This is a genomic window from Streptomyces sp. NPDC037100 (assembly GCF_055606225.1).
The window spans coordinates 54,845-71,230 of sequence record NZ_JBVJSX010000020.1 but is presented as its reverse complement, the minus strand read 5'-3'; the positions used below and the strand labels follow the sequence as shown (position 1 = coordinate 71,230).

Genomic DNA, 16,386 nt, shown 5'->3' with positions numbered 1-16,386 from the left:
GGCGTCGGCGGCGCGCTGCCCAAGGAGGTAGGCCATGACCGCGGCCCCACCGCCGTACCTGCCCGGCCACCACCTGCTCACCGGCCGCACGGCCGTCGTCACCGCCGCCGCGGGCACCGGGATCGGCGGCGCGACCGCCCGCCGGCTGCTGGAGGAGGGCGCACGGGTCGTGATCTCCGACACCCATGTCCAGCGCCTGAAGGAGTCCGAGGCGGGACTGGCCGCCGAGTTCGGCGTCGACCGCGTCACCGCACTGCGCTGCGACGTCACGGACGAGGACCAGGTCACCGCGCTGTTCGACCACGCCGAGGAACAGCACGGACGCCTGGACATCGTGGTCAACAACGCGGGCCTCGGCGGTACCGCCGATGTCGTCGACATGACCGACGAGCAATGGGGCAAGGTCCTCGACGTCACCCTGGGCGGCACCTTCCGCTGCACCCGCGCCGCACTGCGCCGGATGAAAGCCGCGGGCGCCGGCGGCGTCGTCGTCAACAATGCCTCGGTGATCGGCTGGCGCGCACAGCAGGGCCAGGCCCACTACGCCGCCGCGAAGGCCGGTGTCATGGCCCTCACCCGCTGTGCCGCGGTGGAGGCCGCCGCCTACGGAGTGCGGGTGAACGCCGTCTCCCCGAGCCTGGCCATGCACGCGCACCTCGCCAAGGTCACCACCCCCGAACTGCTGGAGGAGCTGACCCGCCGGGAGGCCTTCGGGCGCTGCGCCGAACCGTGGGAGGTGGCCAACGTGATCGTGTTCCTGGCCAGCGGCTACTCGTCGTACCTGACCGGCGAGGTCCTGTCGGTCAGCAGCCAGCACCCGTGAGGCGAGAATGGTCACGTGCCGAAAAGCAGCAACAGCGACCACAAGAAGTCCACGGTGAGCCCGCCCGAGCGGCGCGAGGAACTCCTGGCCATCGCGGCCCGGGTGTTCGCCGCGCAGGGCTACAACGCCACGACCGTCCGCAAGATCGCGGACGCGGCGGGGATGCTTGCGGGCAGCCTCTACTACCACTTCGACTCCAAGGAGTCGATGCTGGACGAGATCCTCTCCGGCTTCCTGGACGAGCTCTGGGCCCGGTACGACGCCGTGCTCGGCGCCGGGCTCGGCCCCAGGGAAACCCTGGAGGCCCTTGTGACCGAGTCCTTCCGGGAGATCGACCGGCACCTCGACGCGGTCGCCATCTACCAGAAGGAGTCCAGACACCTCGGTACCCAGCCGCACTTCGCGTACCTCGTCGAGTCGCAGCAGAAGTTCGAGAAGGCATGGCTGGGCACGCTGGAGCGCGGAGTGGCCGCCAAGGTCTTCCGGCCCGACCTGGACGTACGGCTCACCTACCGCCTCGTGCGCGACACGGTCTGGGTCGCCGCGTCCTGGTACCGGCCCGGCGGCCGGCACAGCCCCGAGGAGATCGCCCGCCAGTACCTGTCGATGGTGCTGGAGGGCATCGCACTGCACGACTCCTAGGCAGTCCTGCGGCTCGCAGACACAGAGAAGGAGACGTCATGGCCGAGGCCTACATCGTCGAAGCGGTACGCACCCCGGTCGGTCGACGGGGCGGCGGACTGTCCGCCGTCCACCCGGCCGACCTGGGCGCCCACGTGCTGACCGCGCTGATGGAGCGCTCCGGCGTAGATCCGGCCGCCGTCGAGGACGTGGTGTTCGGCTGCCTCGACACCGTCGGCCCGCAGGCCGGTGACATAGCGCGCACCTGCTGGCTGGCCGCCGGACTGCCCGAAGAGGTGCCCGGTGTGACCGTCGACCGCCAGTGCGGCTCCTCGCAGCAGGCACTGCACTTCGCCGCTCAGGGTGTCCTCTCCGGCACCCAGGACCTGGTCGTCGCCGGCGGCGTGCAGAACATGTCACAGATCCCCATCGCCTTCGCCACCCGGCAGGCCGCCGCACCGCTGGGCCTGACCGAGGGCCCCTTCGCCGGCTCGGCGGGCTGGCGGGCCCGCTACGGCGACCGGCCGGTCAACCAGTTCCTCGGCGCCGAGGAGATCGCCCGCACATGGAACATCTCGCGGGAGGCGATGGAGGAGTTCGCGTTCCGCTCCCACCAGCGGGCGATCCGGGCCATCGACGAGGGCCGCTTCGCCCGGGAGACCGTCGCGTACGGCGACGTGGCCCACGACGAGGGACCGCGCCGCGACACCAGCCCGGAGAGGATGGCGGGACTGCAGCCGCTGATGGAGGGCGGCCGGCTGACGGCCGCCCTCTCCTCACAGATCTCCGACGGCGCCTCGGCCATGCTCATCGCGTCGGAGCGGGCCCTGCAAGAGCACGGCCTGACCCCCAGGGCCCGCGTCCACCACCTCTCCGTTCGCGGCGAGGACCCGATCCGCATGCTGACCGCTCCGATCCCGGCCACCGCGTACGCCCTGAAGAAGTCCGGGATGACGCTCGACGAGATCGACCTGGTCGAGATCAACGAGGCCTTCGCCTCGGTGGTGCTGGCCTGGCTGAAGGAGACCGGCGCCGACCCGGAGAAGGTCAACGCCAACGGCGGCGCCATCGCCCTCGGCCACCCGCTCGGCGCCACCGGGACCCGGCTGATGACCACCCTCCTGCACGAGCTGGAACGCACCGGCGGCCGCTACGGGCTGCAGACGATGTGTGAGGGCGGCGGCCAGGCGAACGTGACCATCATCGAACGCCTTTGACCGAGGGGCAGGCGCTGGAGGGCGTGAGGCGGTCCGAGCGGGCTCCGGTGGCTGTCGCGTTCCGGGGCCCGCTCGGCGTGCTGAGGAGGGTCAGGCCGTATGCAGCCTCAGCCCGTAGCGGTTGAGGATCTCGTTGACCGGCTGATGCCAAGTCTCGCCGCCCCCGGCGCAGTTGCCCCAGCCGCCCGAGGTGACGCCCTGGGCCTGGTCACCGCTGATGAAGGAGCCGCCGGAGTCACCCGGCTCGGCGCAGACACTCGTCTTTGTCATCTGATGGACGGCGCCCTGGCTGTAGTTCACCGTCTCGTTCTTCGCCAGCACGGTGCCGCAGTGCCAGTGCGTGGTGGAACCGGAACGGCAGACGGAGGCACCCACCGGTGCCTCGGCGGAGCCGCGGACGAGCCGGTCGGGTATCGTGCCCCAGCCCAGCACCACCGGTACGGTCCACCAGCCACTGCCCACGTTCACCCAGGCGTAGTCGTTGCCCGGGAACGACGACCCCTGGAAATTGCCGATGTACGACCGGTCCCAGCCGTACACCGCCGCGCTCGGGGAGCCGCAGTGCCCGGCGGTGACGAAGCCGCCGTGCACGGAGAAGCCGATGGAGCAACGGACGTTGCCGGTGTAGTACGGGTCGCCGCCCACGGTGCCGGCGGCGAAGGTACGCGGTGCGGCAGGAGTCTTCCGCACCGCCACGGGACCGGACTTGCGGGCTCGGGCGAGGAAGGCCCGGACATCGTTGTCGTCCCGGTGCGCCTCGACGACGCTGACGACGACCTTGTTGGCCTTCGGATCCACGTGCCAACTCGCGACTCCGGCGGGGGCGGACAGGGCGTCGATGGCCTTCTTCGCCGCGTCGAGTCGCCGTGCGTCGTATCGCACGAGGCGTACGGTCGCTCCGGTCGCGTGTACCGCGTCGGTCCGCGCGGCGCGGGTGACGGCGACGGTGAGTCTGCCACTGTGGGCGTCGAACCAGGAGCCGCCGTAGGCCGAGCCCGCGGCCTTGCGTGCCTTGCGTTCGACGTCCGTCGCGTTCTTCTCGGCGACCAGGCGCGCTTCGGCCTCGTCCCGGGTCAGCCCCAAGTCGCGCTGCATCGCGGAGAGGAGCCCGGGGGAGGCAGGGGTCCGGGCGGAGCGCACGGGAGTGTCCGCGGCGGAGGCCGGCAGGGCGCTCGCGGTCGCCCACGTGCCGAGCAGGAGCAGTGCGGACAGTCCGGTGCGCAGGATTGTGGTGCGTCTCAAGGGATGCCCCTTCGTTGTTCCAGCAGGTGGGGTGGAACAGCAGAGCTTGAGAGCGCTCTCGGATACGCCCGGCAGAGCCTAGCCCGGGATCAGGAAAGGGTCTAGGCCTATCCTCGGCCACCGCACGGTGAGGTGGCGCCAGTGCCCTGGCGCGGCGCGTCCCGCCGATCACGTCGGGGGGTGCCGACCACCGCCGCCCGGCCGCACCTGATACTGAACGGAGGCTCGGAGAGGGCGGGAAACGGTTGGACTGGTCGGCATCGCTCCTCGCCTTCACCACAGGCGCCCTGATCGCGCTGGTCACCGCACCGGTCGGAGTGTCCGGCGCCGTGTTCCTGCTGCCGGTCCAGCTCAGCGTCCTCGGGGTCCCCAGCCCCGCCGTCACCCCCACGAACCTGCTCTACAACGTCGTGGCCGGACCCGGCCCGCTGTTGCGCTACCGGCGCGACGGAAACCTCTACGGCCCGCTGACCCGCCGCCTGATCGCAGGCACGCTGCCCGGCGTCGTCCTCGGCGCCGTCATCCGCGTCTTCGTCATTCCCGGACCGGGCGTGTTCCGCCTGCTGGTCGCCGCCCTGCTGCTCCCTCTGGGACTCTGGCTGATCGGCCGCACGCTCCGCGCACCGACCACCCCCACCCCGGCCGAGCCCTCGCCGCGCTCGATCACCGCATTGGCGCTGGCCGTCGGCACGATCGGCGGAATCTACGGCATCGGCGGCGGCTCCATTCTCGGGCCCATCCTGGTCGGCCGGGGCATACCCGTCGCCCATGTCGCCCCGGCCGCACTCGCCTCCACTTTCCTGACCTCGCTGGTCGGCGCCGGCACCTACGGACTGCTCGCCCTCACCGGTGGCGACGACATCGCCCCCGACTGGCTCCTCGGACTGGCCTGCGGACTGGGCGGGCTGACCGGCGGCTACCTGGGGGCCCGCCTCCAACCCCGGCTGCCGGAAGGATTTCTCCGCCTCCTGCTGGGCACCCTCGCCGCCACGATCGGCGCACTCTACGCAGCGCAGGCACTCACCTGAACCGCGGCCGGCAGCTGGGCACGGCCGTGCAGCGCCCCACCTTCCGCCGTGCTCCCCGGCGGGCCGTCCACAGGCGGCGGTCAGGCGGTCAGGGCTTGCTCCGTCGTGGGGTGGCAGGGGATGAGCGTGTCGACGCCGACCAGTTGCAGGACGCGCAACACGGAGTCCTGGGCTCCCGCAATGCGCACCCAACCGTCCGCGTCGCTCAATTGCTGGTAGGCCGCGACGAAGACGTTGATGCCGCTGGAGTCCATGAACGTCACCGCGTTGAGATCGGCGATTATCCGCGGCGGCACCGCCCCGCCCTCGGCCTGCAGGGCCTGCCGCAGCACATCCTGGACGTCGTGGTCGATTTCGCCCCGCAGTGTCACGACACGGATGCCCTCGACCATGCGGTGTTCGACGGAGAGCCGTTCTGGCCGGTCCGCTGGTTCGATGTGGGCCACGATCTCCTCGACTGCGATTTAGGCTTGTCACCGGTTCAGGACGTGCGCGGATGATTCTGCCCCACGGACCGCCCGGATGCACCCACGGGATTGTTTCGAACATCACCCGAGCGGCATGCAAGCCGACAAGGGGGGTAGTCGCGCGCGAAACGGGGGAGTGAGGGCGAGGCCAGTGGAAGATGATACCGACCGTGTCGGCTGTACAGCACGCGACGAACACTTGGTGCGCGTCGGCTTCGCCCTGGGCGGCGACGACGGCTGCATCGCAGACGCACGCCAGCACGCGGCCGCCTTCCTCGACCAGGCGGGCGAGGAGTACGGCCTGCCGGTGACGGCGCGCGCGAGGGACCTCACCCAGCTCGTGGTCAGCGAGCTGGTCACCAACGCCTGCAAGTACGCTCCGGGCCCGGTCCTGGTGGAGCTGGGGCTGACCGCCGACGCCGTGGAAGTGGTCGTATGGGACAGCGATCCCGAGGTCCCGGCGGCCCGGGCCGCGGATCCAGGCAGGATCGGCGGTCACGGCCTGGAGATCGTCAAGGCTGTATCGGAGGGGTTGTCCGTCGATCGGGAGGCGGTCGGCAAGCGCATCACGGCCCTTATCGCCCTGACCGAGCCCTCCGGTGCCTCCGGTGCCTCCGGCTCCGAGCCTGCCGTGACGACGGCCCCCACGGGGCGCATCGATCCGGATCTGCGCCCGCCTCGCACGGGGCACGACGCAGCGGCGTCTCCGCGGCTGGCCACCATGCCTCTGGACAACTCGCCCCAGCGGCACCTTCCGGGCAGTGCACCGGCCGGAGAGGCCTGACGAGGCCGGCCCGGCGCCATCGAAACGGCCCGCGACCCTGACGGCACCCAATGCGCTGGACGTCCACACGCCGCCCGGCCGCCGAGGCCGGACGCGCACAGGGCCGTGGACCGACCATCGAGTGGTGCGCGGTCGTGGTCTGACCGTCCGGTGCCGGTTCTGCCGGGGATCCGCTCCTGCCCTTCCTGCGAGAGGACTTCACCGAGTGGCTCAGCCGCTGGCGACCCGGGTGGCCGCAGGAACACGGCCTGTCAGTCCTGGCCGTCGATTCGCCGCCTACGGCCCCGGAGACCGTCGAACCCCGCGAAGACCAGTCCGGTCGCGGTGACTGAGCCGCAGAGCACGAGCAGCATCGGCAGGATCCGAGCGCGCATCATGGCGACGCAGGCCACCGAGGAGCAGTGCCGACCGATCAGGGGCGTCGTGCCCCGACGGCCTCTGCGATGCGCAGAGCGGCCTGGGAGGGCGTGAGGTGCGTGGTGTCGACGACCTCGGCCGCGCTGTGCAGCCACGTGCGGGCCGCCTCGGCGTAGGGCGCAAGGTATCGGAGACGGAACGGGGAGGGGACGGCATGTTCCCCCTCGATGCGCACCCGGAGAGTGTCCTGGTCGGCGTGGAGGACGAAGTGCCGTACCTCGATGGAGTGTTGGGCGAGCCCGGCGCTGATCTCCCGCCAGTACTGCTCGACCAGGACGGTCATGGGGATCACCAGCGTGCCTCCGGTGTAGTCGAGTACGCGGCGGGCCGTCTCGACGACGAGTGGCCGCCACGGCGGCCAGTGCTGGAAGTTCTCCGTGCCGGGCCCGGGCAGCGCCGGGGTGATGTCCATGAGTGTCTCGCCGACCTTCTCGGCGTCGAACACCCGTGAATCCGGAATCAGCTTCTGCACGAGCGCACTGGTCGTCGTCTTGCCTGCGCCATGAGTGCCGTTGAGCCATACGATCACGACTCCGACACTAGCGCCCCGCCGGCAGCGACAGCGGATCCGGTCGCTCGGGGAGGTGTGCCTTCCTGCCAGGGTGGTATCGCCGACATCTCGAAAAGCGGATACGCCACTGCAACGATCCTCCGTCTGCGACAAGGTCTTCTGGGCACCTCGCCCGACCGCTACCCCCTGGTGCGTACCTGCGCACTGGCCGCGGCCCTGCCATGTGTGTCCTGCTGGTGTTCGCCCGCCCCGCCGGCGGCCTCCTCGTCACGGTTCGGCTTCCCACAACGCCATGAACATCCCGAGCGGTACCGGGCAATGACAGGTAACGGACCGATAAACCGCATTCAAGTGATTGTCACTGCTTCGAGGTAAGCCTCTCGCCTCGCTGGTGGATGCGGCCCCCTCAGCGGCTAGCTTTCTGCAGGTGGACGGATTTCCGTGATCCTTCCCGCCCGTTGCCCACTCCTCCCTGTCTCCCTGTCTCCCTGTCTCCCGGTCGGCGCACCCGTGTGCACCGGACGACCCGTCGTGCAAGGAGCACCTGCCCTCGATGACCGTCGACAGCATCCCGGAAGCCCGGACCCCGTCCGACCCGCCGCAGCAGTCCCTGAGTACCGCCGCCGCCCGAAACCTCGCCACCACCACCAAGTCCGCCCCGCAGATGCAGGAGATCACCTCCCGCTGGCTGCTGCGGATGCTGCCCTGGGTCGAGGCCGACGGCGGCGCCTACCGGGTCAACCGGCGGTTGCGCCACACCCTCGGCGACGGGCACATCGAGTTCGTCCAGGAAGGCGCCACGGTCCGGGTGATCCCCCGGGAGCTCGGGGAACTGGCCCTGCTGCGCGGCTTCGAGGACACGGACGTCCTCACCGCCCTCGCCGGCCGATGCACGCAACGCGACTTCGCGGCGGGCGAAGTCCTCGCAGAACGCGGCAGCCCCGCAGACCGGCTCCACCTGATCGCCCACGGCCGTGTCGGCCAGACCTCGGAAGGCAAGTACGGGGGAGAGATCGCCCTCGGGGTGCTCGCGGACGGCGACCACTTCGGTGAGAGCGCCCTGCTGGACTCCGACGCCCGCCACGACTGCACGACCACCGCCGAGACCTCCGGCACCCTCCTCACCCTCACCCGCGCCGACTTCAGCGCAGTCCTGGCCTCCGCCCCAAGCCTTCAGACCCACGTCGACCGGTTCAGCTCCCGCACGCGGCTGCGGCAGAACAAGCACGGCGAGGCCGAGATCGCCCTGTCGGCCGGCCACGTCGGCGAAGTCGAACTGCCCAGCACCTTCGTCGACTACGAACTGCAGCCGCGCGAGTACGAGCTCTCCGTCGCACAGACCGTCCTGAGGATCCACACCCGGGTCGCCGACCTCTACAACGGGCCGATGAACCAGAGCGAGGAGCAACTCAGGCTCACCGTGGAGGCCTTGCGCGAGCGCCAGGAACACGAGCTGATCAACAACCGCGACTTCGGGCTCCTGCACAACGCCGACTTCAAGCAGCGCATCCAGCCCCGCTCCGGCCCGCCGACCCCCGACGACATGGACGATCTGCTCTGCCGCCGGCGCGGCACCAAGATGTTCCTCGCCCACCCCAGGACCATCGCCGCCATCGGACGCGGCTTCAACGCCTGCGGCCTCTACCCCGACCATGTCGACCTCGGCGGGCAATCCGTCCCCGCCTGGCGCGGTGTCCCCATTCTGCCCTGCAACAAGATCCCGATCAGCAAGGAACAGACCAGTTCCATCATCGCGATGCGCACCGGCGAGAAGAACCAGGGCGTCATCGGCCTGTGGCAGACCGGACTGCCGGACGAGTACGAACCGGGGCTCTCCGTGCGGTTCATGGGCATCAACGAACAGGCGATCATCTCCTACCTCGTCAGCACCTACTACTCCGCCGCGGTGCTCCTGCCCGACGCTCTCGGAGTGATGGAGAACGTGCAGATCGCGCCCAGGCCGCGCTGAAGCCCTGATCCGCGGCAGGGGCACGCCTGTCGCCCCCACGTGCCACGGAGCGTCCACCCCACCGCAGCAAGGAGCCGCCGATGCCCGACTCCGGGCCCCTCGGAACATCCCCTCTTGAGCAACGGCCGACATCGTCCACCGCCTTGCCGGACGCCACCGCCCCGTCGGCCGTCGACCGTCGGATCACGCCGACCGCCCGGCACTTTCTGGCCGCACTGCATCCGCCGGTCACGATCCCCGGCCCGCCGACGCCACCGCCCTCGACGGCCACCTCCACCGTCTCGGGCGCGCCCGACACAGCCGCCGTCGGATCCGCGGTACCGGCCACGCCCGGGGCGACCGCGGTCGGATCCGCCGTACCGGCCACGCCCGACGCGGCCGCGGCCGAATCCGCCCTCCAGCGGATCCTGCGCGGACCGACCGGACCGGGCACGAGCTCGCTCTTCTTGGCGAGCAGGTACACACCGTTACTCCCGGATCCGGTGCCCCCGGCCCCCGCCGAGCCCGCCGCGGGGAGAGCCGTGCCCGGCCTCTACCACCACCCCGTCCCGGAGCCGGACCCCGTAAGGGTCGAGGAGGTGAGCCGCCGGATCAAGGCCTGGGCCGAGGATGAGGTGCAGCTCTACCCCGAGGAGTGGGAGGGGCAGTTCGACGGCTTCTCCGTCGGCCGGTACATGGTCGCCTGTCATCCCGACGCGCCGACGGTCGACCACCTGATGTTCGCCACGCGGCTGATGGTCGCGGAGAACGCGGTGGACGACTGCTACTGCGAGGACCACGGAGGGTCCCCCGTCGGACTCGGCGGGCGCCTCCTGCTTGCGCACACCGCACTCGACCACTTCCACACCACCGCGGAGTACACGCCGGCGTGGCAGGAGTCGCTCACCTCGGACGCACCGCGCCGGGCGTACCGCAGCGCGATGGACTACTTCGTCCGCGCGGCCACGGACTCCCAGGCCGACCGCTACCGGCACGACATGGCCCGGCTGCACATGGGCTACCTCGCCGAAGCAGCCTGGGCACAGGCCGATCACGTCCCGGAGGTGTGGGAGTACCTGGCGATGCGCCAGTTCAACAACTTCCGCCCCTGCCCCACGATCACCGACACCGTCGGCGGCTACGAACTGCCCGCGGACCTGCATGCCCGGCCGGACATGCAGCGGGTCATCGCCCTCGCCGGCAACGCGACCACCATCGTCAACGACCTCTACTCGTACACGAAGGAACTCAACAGCCCCGGCCGCCACCTGAACCTGCCGGTGGTGATCGCGGAACGCGAGCAGCTCTGCGCACGCGACGCCTATCTCAAGGCCGTCGAGATCCACAACGAACTCCAGCACGCCTTCGAGGCCGCCGCGGCCGAGCTCGCGGATGCCTGCCCCCTGCCCCCCGTGCTGCGCTTCCTCAAAGGCGTGGCCGCGTGGGTCGACGGCAACCACGACTGGCACCGCACCAACACCTACCGCTACAGCCTGCCCGACTTCTGGTAAGGAACGGACCTCTCTGTGACCACTGAAACGACCTCCCCCCTCTCCGCGAAGATCCCGGCCCCGGCGACGCCGTACCAGGGGGACATCGCCCGCTACTGGAACAACGAGGCGCGGCCGGTCAACCTCCGTCTCGGTGACGTGGACGGGCTCTACCACCACCACTACGGCATCGGCGCCGTGGATCACGCCGCGCTCGGCGACCCGGCCCACAGCGAGCACGAGAAGAAGCTCATCGCGGAGCTGCATCGGCTGGAGTCGGCACAGGCGGAGTTCCTCCTGGACCACCTCGGCCCGGTCGGGCCCGGCGACACCCTCGTGGACGCCGGCTGCGGGCGCGGCGGGTCCATGGTCATGGCCCACCGCCGCTTCGGCTGCAAGGTGGAGGGCGTCACCCTGTCCGCCACCCAGGCCGACTTCGGCAACAGGCGCGCACGAGAACTGCGGATCGAGGACCACGTCCGCTCCCGCGTGTGCAACATGCTCGACACGCCCTTCGACAAGGGCAGTGTCACCGCCTCGTGGAACAACGAGTCGACGATGTACGTCGACCTGCACGACCTGTTCGCCGAGCACTCCCGCTTCCTCAAGGTGGGTGGCCGGTACGTGACGATCACCGGCTGCTGGAACCCTCGTTACGGCCAGCCGTCGAAGTGGGTCTCCCAGATCAACGCCCATTTCGAGTGCAACATCCACTCCCGCCGCGAGTATCTGCGCGCCATGGCCGACAACCGGCTCGTGCCCCAGACCATCGTCGACCTCACCCCGGACACACTGCCCTACTGGGAGCTGCGGGCCACGTCCTCGCTGGTCACCGGGATCGAGAAGGCGTTCATCGAGTCCTACCGGGACGGCTCCTTCCAGTACGTCCTGATCGCTGCCGACCGCGTATGAGCCCGACCTCGCGGGGCCGGGGCCGTCCGTACGGGCCCCGGTGCCGCGAGGCGTGCGCCCAGAAGTCGCCCGAACGAACAGGACCTCCCGACCACCGCCTTCTAGCTCAGGGAGACGGTGGTATCGGTGGTCCCCGCGACGGTCAGCCCGGTGGGAGCGTGCAGGGTGTCGGCGTCCTCGTCACCGTCGAGCCCCCAGAAGCGGGCGGTGTGGTAGCTGGAGCAGATGGTGTCGAGGTAGTGGACACCGGCGCTGCCGCACTGTTCGACGCTGCTGCCCGGGTCGACGGCCAGCCCGTGCCCCATGCCGGGTACGGAGTACACCTCGACGGCGGATCGGCCAAAGGCGTCGTCGAACACGGTCAGCGTGGTACCCCCGCCGAGGGTCTCGGTACGGGACGGGGTCTGGCTCATGCCCCACACGTTCGTCCACTGGTCGCGCAACTCGGCAGAGTTGGCGGGCTTCACGGTGGTGTCGGCGGTGCCCTGCCAGATCGCCACGCGCGGCCAGGAGGTCGTGCCGGCCGGAGCGGCGGAACGCACCAGGTCCCCCCACTGGGCCGGGCTCTTGTCCGGCGGGCTGTACATACAGGTGTAGGCCGTGATCACGTTGCTCGCGCAACGGGCGGGCAGGCCGGAGTCGATGGCCCCGCCCGCGAAGACGTCGGGGTAGGCGGCCAGCATGTTCGCCGTCATGGCGCCACCCGCGGACAGGCCCGTGATGTAGATGCGCCGGGTGTCGCCGCCGTACAGCGAGACGGCCTTGTCCACCATCTGCTTGATCGACAAGGCCTCACCCCGACCGCGTCCGCTGTCGCCCGGCTCGAACCAGTTGAAACAGGAGTTGGCGTTGTTGGAGCTGCTCGTCTGGGGGAGGACCAGCGCGAAACCATAGCTGTCGGCGAACTTGGGCCAGCCGGAGTGCGCGTAGTAGTCGTTCGCGTTCTGCGTGCAGCCGTGCAGGGCGACGACCAGCGGGGCGCCGGCGGGCAGCGCGTCGGGCGTGTAGGTGTACATCGACAGGTTGCCCGGGTTGCTGCCGAACGCGGTGACCTGGACCAGCGCCGCGGCGGGCGCTTGCGGGCTGACGGCGAGCAGGCCGCCGGCCAGGACGAGAGCCCCGGCTGCGGTGACCCAACGGCGAATGCTTCCGGCGAGCATCCGCGAGAAACGGAACGCAGGACGCGACTGTCCCATGACGACTGCCTCCTGATGCTGGGGGGCTCGCCGGTACCGGCAGGACCGGTGAGCGGCGACCGGGTGAGGAGTCAGCATCGGGGTTCGCGTCTCGGCGTCGGCATGGGTGGGACAGCCACGAGTGGCGAGATCCTGTGTGACGACGCGACATTTCCCCGTACATCAGGGTCGTGTATGGCAGGAGCCCACACGCCAGGTCCTTGAGGGGCACGAGCGATCCGGCCTGCGTCCGGTAGAGAGTCGCTCTGACCGGCCGCATCGGCAAACCGTTGATCACCTTCCACGGCACCCTGGACGTCCTGCTGCCGGTCGCCCAGACCAGCGACCAGGGCCGCATCGGTGCACTCCCTGCGTACGGCCTCAGAACAGCACGCCCCCCGCCACACCGCGACTCCGCGGCATCAAGACGTCCTGGTACACGGCCAGGGGGCGTGCGGCCGGCAGTGGGAAGCGAGCCGGCCCTGTTCCCCGACGGGTGAACGACCTCGACGGTGTCAACGGCCGCACGAAACGTGGAGGACTGCGACGCAGACGCTCACAGCCCCGCAGCATGGTCGGGAACGTAGGTCTGCAGATCGCGCGGCGGGCGCTGGTAGCCGGTCGAGGGCGGTCGGACGGGCAGCTCCAGCACCGGCGGGGGCGCCTCGTGGTAGGGCACGGAATCCAGCAGGTGGGCGATCATGTTCAGCCGGGCCCGGCGCTTGTCGTCGCTCTCGACGACGTACCACGGCGCCTCGGAGATGTCGGTGTGCACCATCATCGCGTCCTTGGCGCGCGAGTACGCCTCCCAATGGGTGATCGACTCCAGGTCCATCGGCGACAGCTTCCAGCGGCGCAGCGGGTCCTCCAGGCGCTTGCGGAAGCGCTCCTGCTGCTCGGTGTCGCTGACCGAGAACCAGTACTTGCGCAGCAGGACGCCGTCCTCCACCAGCATCCGCTCGAAGATCGGGCACTGCCGCAGGAAGAGCTGGTACTCCTCCCCGCTGCAGAAGCCCATCACAAGCTCGACGCCGGCCCGGTTGTACCAGGACCGGTCGAACAGCACGATCTCACCGGCGGCCGGCAGGTGCTCGACGTACCGCTGGAAGTACCACTGAGTCCGTTCCCGCTCGGTGGGCTTCGGCAGCGCGGCGATCCGGGCGATCCGCGGGTTGAGGTGCTCGGAGACCCGTTTGATGGTGCCGCCCTTGCCGGCTGCGTCGCGCCCCTCGAACACGACGACCAGCCGGGCCCCCTCCGCCCGGACCCACTCCTGGAGCTTCACCAACTCCGTCTGGAGACGCAGAAGTTCCTTCTCGTACACCTTGCGTGGCAGCCTCGCCGCCTTGCTGTTCGTCATGCCGTCTCCCGCTCAGGGGGTCCATCAGGACGCCGTGCAGGCACCGTACTGTCGGGCGGGCACGCCCGCACGGCGGACGGCAGAGGTGAGTGCGCGAGGTCGAGCCGGCCGCCCGCGGCGCGTCGGACAGGGCACTCCGGGCGTCCTTCGAGTGGCCATCGTGGACGGAACCGAGGGACGCTGTAGGCAAGGCGGCGGTTCCTTGCCCCGGCGCGCCACGGCCGTCGTGAGGGCCGCCGACGGGCAGCGTGTGCGGCGGACGGGAGAAGATCCATGAAGGTCGGAGTGCTGACCGGTGGCGGTGACTGCCCCGGCCTCAACGCCGTGATCCGCAGTGTCGTGCGCAAGGGCGTCCAGGACTATTCGTTCGACTTCGTCGGGGTGCGCGACGGCTGGCTGGGTCTGCTCAAGAACGATGTCGTCCCCCTGGACATCTCCAGCGTTCGGGGGATCCTTCCCCGGGGCGGGACCATCCTCGGATCCTCCCGCACGAACCCGTTCAAGCACGAGAACGGGCTGCAACGCGTACGGGAGACCCTCGCCGCGCACGATGTGGGCGCGCTCGTCGTCATCGGCGGGGAGGACACTCTGGGGGCGGCCACGGAGCTCAGCCGGCAGGGGATCAGGCTGGTCGGCGTGCCGAAGACCATCGACAACGACGTCACGGGAACCGACTACACCTTCGGCTTCGACACCGCCGTCGGCATCGCGACAGAGGCCATCGACCGCCTCCACACCACCGCCGAATCACACATGCGAGCCCTCGTGGTGGAGGTGATGGGACGGCACTCCGGCTGGATCGCCCTGCACGCCGGCATCGCCGGCGGCGCCAACGTGATCCTCATCCCGGAGCGGCCCTTCGACATCGAACAGGTCTGTGAGCAGGTGAAGAGCCGGTTCCAGATCAACTACGCGCCGATCGTCGTCGTAGCCGAAGGCGCCGTCCCCAAGGAAGGGCAGATGATCCTCAAGGATCAGTCGCTGGACGAGTTCGGTCATGTACGACTCTCCGGCATCGGGGAATGGCTGGCCCAGGAGATCTCGGCACGCACCGAGAAGGACGCCCGCACCACGGTGCTGGGGCACATCCAGCGCGGTGGCACCCCGAGTGCCTTCGACCGGTGGCTGGCCACCCGCTTCGGGCTGCACGCGATCGAGGCCGTCAAGGACGGGGACTTCGGCTGCATGGTCGCTCTCGAGAGCACACGCATCGTCCGGGTACCCCTGGCGGACGCCACGGCAAGGAACAAGGTGGTGGAGCCGTCGTTGTACGACGAGTTCGAGGTGTTCTTCGGCTGAGTCGTCAGTCTCCGTGGGGTACGACCGCGACCGGACAGCGGGCATGGTGCAGCACGGCATGTGCGACCGGGCCCAGCCGGCCCTCGGCGGCCCTCGGGTCGGTGCGGCGCCCCACGACGAGCAGGTCCGCTCTCCGGGAGGCGTTCCGGAGCGCTTCCGCGGCATGGAGCAGCATGACATCGGTGGTCACCGCCACCCTCGGGTACTTCTCCTGCCACGGGCGCAGCGCGTCGGAGAGCCCCAGCACCTCCTGGTCTTCCCAGGTGGCGCGGTCTTCCTCGGTCACCACGAAGGTGTGCGGGGAGACCGATTCCGCGGGAAGGACCCAGGCCTGCACCACGCGCAGGCGGGCCGCGCGGGCGCCGGCGGTCCTGAACGCGAAGTCGGCCGCTTCACCGGCCGGCCGGTGGGCGTCGAACCCCAGCACGATGACGCCGGTGCCGCGAGACGCAGCCGTTCCGTCGGCGAAGCTGCCGGCAGGGCGAGGGACGAGCACGACGGGACAGGGGGCCGCTGCCGCCATCCGCAGGGCGACCGAGCCGACCACCAGATCCTGGAAACCGCCTGTTCCGCGCGTACCCACGACGAGCAGTCCGGCATCGCGTGCCGCGCCGAGGAGAGCGACGGTGGGAGGCTCGTCCGCCTGCTCGCCCGTCACTTCGAGGTCCGGATAGCGGGCGGAGACGTCCTCGACCGTCCGCTGAACCACCTGGGCGCCCATCAGATGCAGGCGTTCCATCGCCGGGCCCGGAACAGAGGGCCCGGAGAGCCGCGGAGCCACCTGCAGCAGCCGTAGCGGAACACCGCGCAGAACGGCCTCCCGCGCCGCCCACTCGGCCGCTGCCGCCGCCCACTCGGATCCGTCGATGCCCGCCAGAACAGGGGGACGCATCCCGGCCTCCTTCGTCCGGCCCGCACCCGCGAGGGCGCCGTGTCTCCTCCACTGTTCCACGCCAGGACGGCTCCTGCGCCCGGGCCGGAAGGGCACGTGTGGCTGATCGAGGCGCTGGAGGGCACCTCGAAGCACCGGCCACGGCGATGTGCGTGGAGGGCACCTCGAGGCACCGGCCACCGCGATGTGCGTGGAGGGCA

Annotated in this window: 13 protein-coding genes and 2 pseudogenes; 9 read left to right on the top strand and 6 right to left on the bottom strand. The window is 70.2% G+C overall.

The features are described 5' to 3' along the window. Positions 1–34: 34 nt before the first annotated feature. Genes ACZ7EG_RS38465 through ACZ7EG_RS38455 form a run of 3 tightly spaced genes read left to right on the top strand, consistent with a single transcriptional unit; the run spans position 35 to position 2,661 of the window. Positions 35–823, top strand: a complete 789-nt coding sequence (locus ACZ7EG_RS38465; protein ID WP_471089241.1) for an SDR family oxidoreductase — start codon at positions 35–37, stop codon at positions 821–823. 15 nt (positions 824–838) lie between these two features. Beyond that, positions 839–1,465 carry a TetR/AcrR family transcriptional regulator gene (locus tag ACZ7EG_RS38460; RefSeq protein ID WP_471089239.1) on the top strand — a complete coding sequence of 209 codons (627 nt, stop codon included), beginning with the start codon at positions 839–841 and terminating at the stop codon, positions 1,463–1,465. A gap of 38 nt (positions 1,466–1,503) precedes the next feature. Beyond that, a complete protein-coding gene (locus ACZ7EG_RS38455) occupies positions 1,504–2,661 on the top strand; it encodes an acetyl-CoA C-acetyltransferase (RefSeq protein ID WP_471089237.1) in 1,158 nt (385 codons plus the stop codon). Between the two features lie 90 nt (positions 2,662–2,751). Here the strand turns inward: ACZ7EG_RS38455 and ACZ7EG_RS38450 are convergent, their stop codons facing one another. Next, the gene (locus ACZ7EG_RS38450) at positions 2,752–3,903 is read right to left on the bottom strand and encodes a S1 family peptidase (RefSeq protein ID WP_471089235.1); all 1,152 of its coding nucleotides are present in this window, start codon (positions 3,901–3,903) and stop codon (positions 2,752–2,754) included. A 245-nt stretch (positions 3,904–4,148) separates the two neighbouring features. Between ACZ7EG_RS38450 and ACZ7EG_RS38445 the strand changes: the two genes are divergently transcribed. After that, positions 4,149–4,931 (top strand): TSUP family transporter, encoded by a 783-nt coding sequence (locus ACZ7EG_RS38445; RefSeq protein WP_471089233.1) that lies wholly within the window; start codon positions 4,149–4,151, stop codon positions 4,929–4,931. An 80-nt stretch (positions 4,932–5,011) separates the two neighbouring features. Here ACZ7EG_RS38445 and ACZ7EG_RS38440 read toward each other — a convergent pair whose 3' ends face one another. Beyond that, the gene (locus ACZ7EG_RS38440) at positions 5,012–5,377 is read right to left on the bottom strand and encodes an STAS domain-containing protein (protein WP_471089231.1); all 366 of its coding nucleotides are present in this window, start codon (positions 5,375–5,377) and stop codon (positions 5,012–5,014) included. 172 nt (positions 5,378–5,549) lie between these two features. Here ACZ7EG_RS38440 and ACZ7EG_RS38435 point away from each other — a divergent pair. Next, positions 5,550–5,993: pseudogene (locus tag ACZ7EG_RS38435) on the top strand (ATP-binding protein); the annotation flags it as partial. 601 nt (positions 5,994–6,594) lie between these two features. Here ACZ7EG_RS38435 and ACZ7EG_RS38430 read toward each other — a convergent pair. Further along, positions 6,595–7,128 carry a DEAD/DEAH box helicase family protein gene (locus tag ACZ7EG_RS38430; RefSeq protein WP_471089229.1) on the bottom strand — a complete coding sequence of 178 codons (534 nt, stop codon included), beginning with the start codon at positions 7,126–7,128 and terminating at the stop codon, positions 6,595–6,597. A gap of 535 nt (positions 7,129–7,663) precedes the next feature. On the opposite strand from ACZ7EG_RS38430, the gene ACZ7EG_RS38425 reads away from it, so the two are divergent. The 3 genes from ACZ7EG_RS38425 to ACZ7EG_RS38415 all read left to right on the top strand — a co-directional run bounded on the left by ACZ7EG_RS38425 (position 7,664) and on the right by ACZ7EG_RS38415 (position 11,460). Further along, on the top strand, positions 7,664–9,079 hold the full coding sequence (locus tag ACZ7EG_RS38425; RefSeq protein ID WP_471089227.1) for a family 2B encapsulin nanocompartment shell protein: 1,416 nt from the start codon (positions 7,664–7,666) through the stop codon (positions 9,077–9,079). An 80-nt stretch (positions 9,080–9,159) separates the two neighbouring features. Continuing rightward, the gene (locus tag ACZ7EG_RS38420; protein WP_471089225.1) at positions 9,160–10,569 is read left to right on the top strand and encodes a family 2 encapsulin nanocompartment cargo protein terpene cyclase; all 1,410 of its coding nucleotides are present in this window, start codon (positions 9,160–9,162) and stop codon (positions 10,567–10,569) included. Between the two features lie 15 nt (positions 10,570–10,584). Beyond that, positions 10,585–11,460, top strand: a complete 876-nt coding sequence (locus tag ACZ7EG_RS38415) for a geranyl diphosphate 2-C-methyltransferase (RefSeq protein ID WP_471089223.1) — start codon at positions 10,585–10,587, stop codon at positions 11,458–11,460. 104 nt (positions 11,461–11,564) lie between these two features. Here ACZ7EG_RS38415 and ACZ7EG_RS38410 read toward each other — a convergent pair. Together ACZ7EG_RS38410 and ppk2 are read right to left on the bottom strand one after the other, a co-directional pair. Next, positions 11,565–12,620 (bottom strand): annotated as a pseudogene (locus ACZ7EG_RS38410) (extracellular catalytic domain type 1 short-chain-length polyhydroxyalkanoate depolymerase); the annotation flags it as partial. Positions 12,621–13,191: 571 nt separating this feature from the next. Then, entirely contained in the window at positions 13,192–13,995 is an 804-nt protein-coding gene (ppk2, locus tag ACZ7EG_RS38405; RefSeq protein WP_471089221.1) for a polyphosphate kinase 2, read from the bottom strand. Between the two features lie 273 nt (positions 13,996–14,268). On the opposite strand from ppk2, the gene ACZ7EG_RS38400 reads away from it, so the two are divergent. Beyond that, on the top strand, positions 14,269–15,294 hold the full coding sequence (locus ACZ7EG_RS38400; RefSeq protein ID WP_471089219.1) for a 6-phosphofructokinase: 1,026 nt from the start codon (positions 14,269–14,271) through the stop codon (positions 15,292–15,294). 4 nt (positions 15,295–15,298) lie between these two features. On the opposite strand, the gene ACZ7EG_RS38395 is transcribed toward ACZ7EG_RS38400, so the two are convergent. Beyond that, on the bottom strand, positions 15,299–16,186 hold the full coding sequence (locus ACZ7EG_RS38395; RefSeq protein ID WP_471089217.1) for a universal stress protein: 888 nt from the start codon (positions 16,184–16,186) through the stop codon (positions 15,299–15,301). Positions 16,187–16,386: the final 200 nt, after the last annotated feature.

Excerpts from the sequence above, each read along its gene's own strand:
- ACZ7EG_RS38465 (WP_471089241.1), top strand. The coding sequence starts at position 35 with ATGACCGCGGCCCCACCGCCGTACCTGCCCGGCCACCACCTGCTCACC.
- ACZ7EG_RS38455 (WP_471089237.1), top strand. The coding sequence starts at position 1,504 with ATGGCCGAGGCCTACATCGTCGAAGCGGTACGCACCCCGGTCGGTCGA.
- ACZ7EG_RS38425 (WP_471089227.1), top strand. The coding sequence starts at position 7,664 with ATGACCGTCGACAGCATCCCGGAAGCCCGGACCCCGTCCGACCCGCCG.
- ACZ7EG_RS38420 (WP_471089225.1), top strand. The coding sequence starts at position 9,160 with ATGCCCGACTCCGGGCCCCTCGGAACATCCCCTCTTGAGCAACGGCCG.
- ppk2 (WP_471089221.1), bottom strand. The coding sequence starts at position 13,995 with ATGACGAACAGCAAGGCGGCGAGGCTGCCACGCAAGGTGTACGAGAAG.
- ACZ7EG_RS38400 (WP_471089219.1), top strand. The coding sequence starts at position 14,269 with ATGAAGGTCGGAGTGCTGACCGGTGGCGGTGACTGCCCCGGCCTCAAC.
- ACZ7EG_RS38395 (WP_471089217.1), bottom strand. The coding sequence starts at position 16,186 with ATGCGTCCCCCTGTTCTGGCGGGCATCGACGGATCCGAGTGGGCGGCG.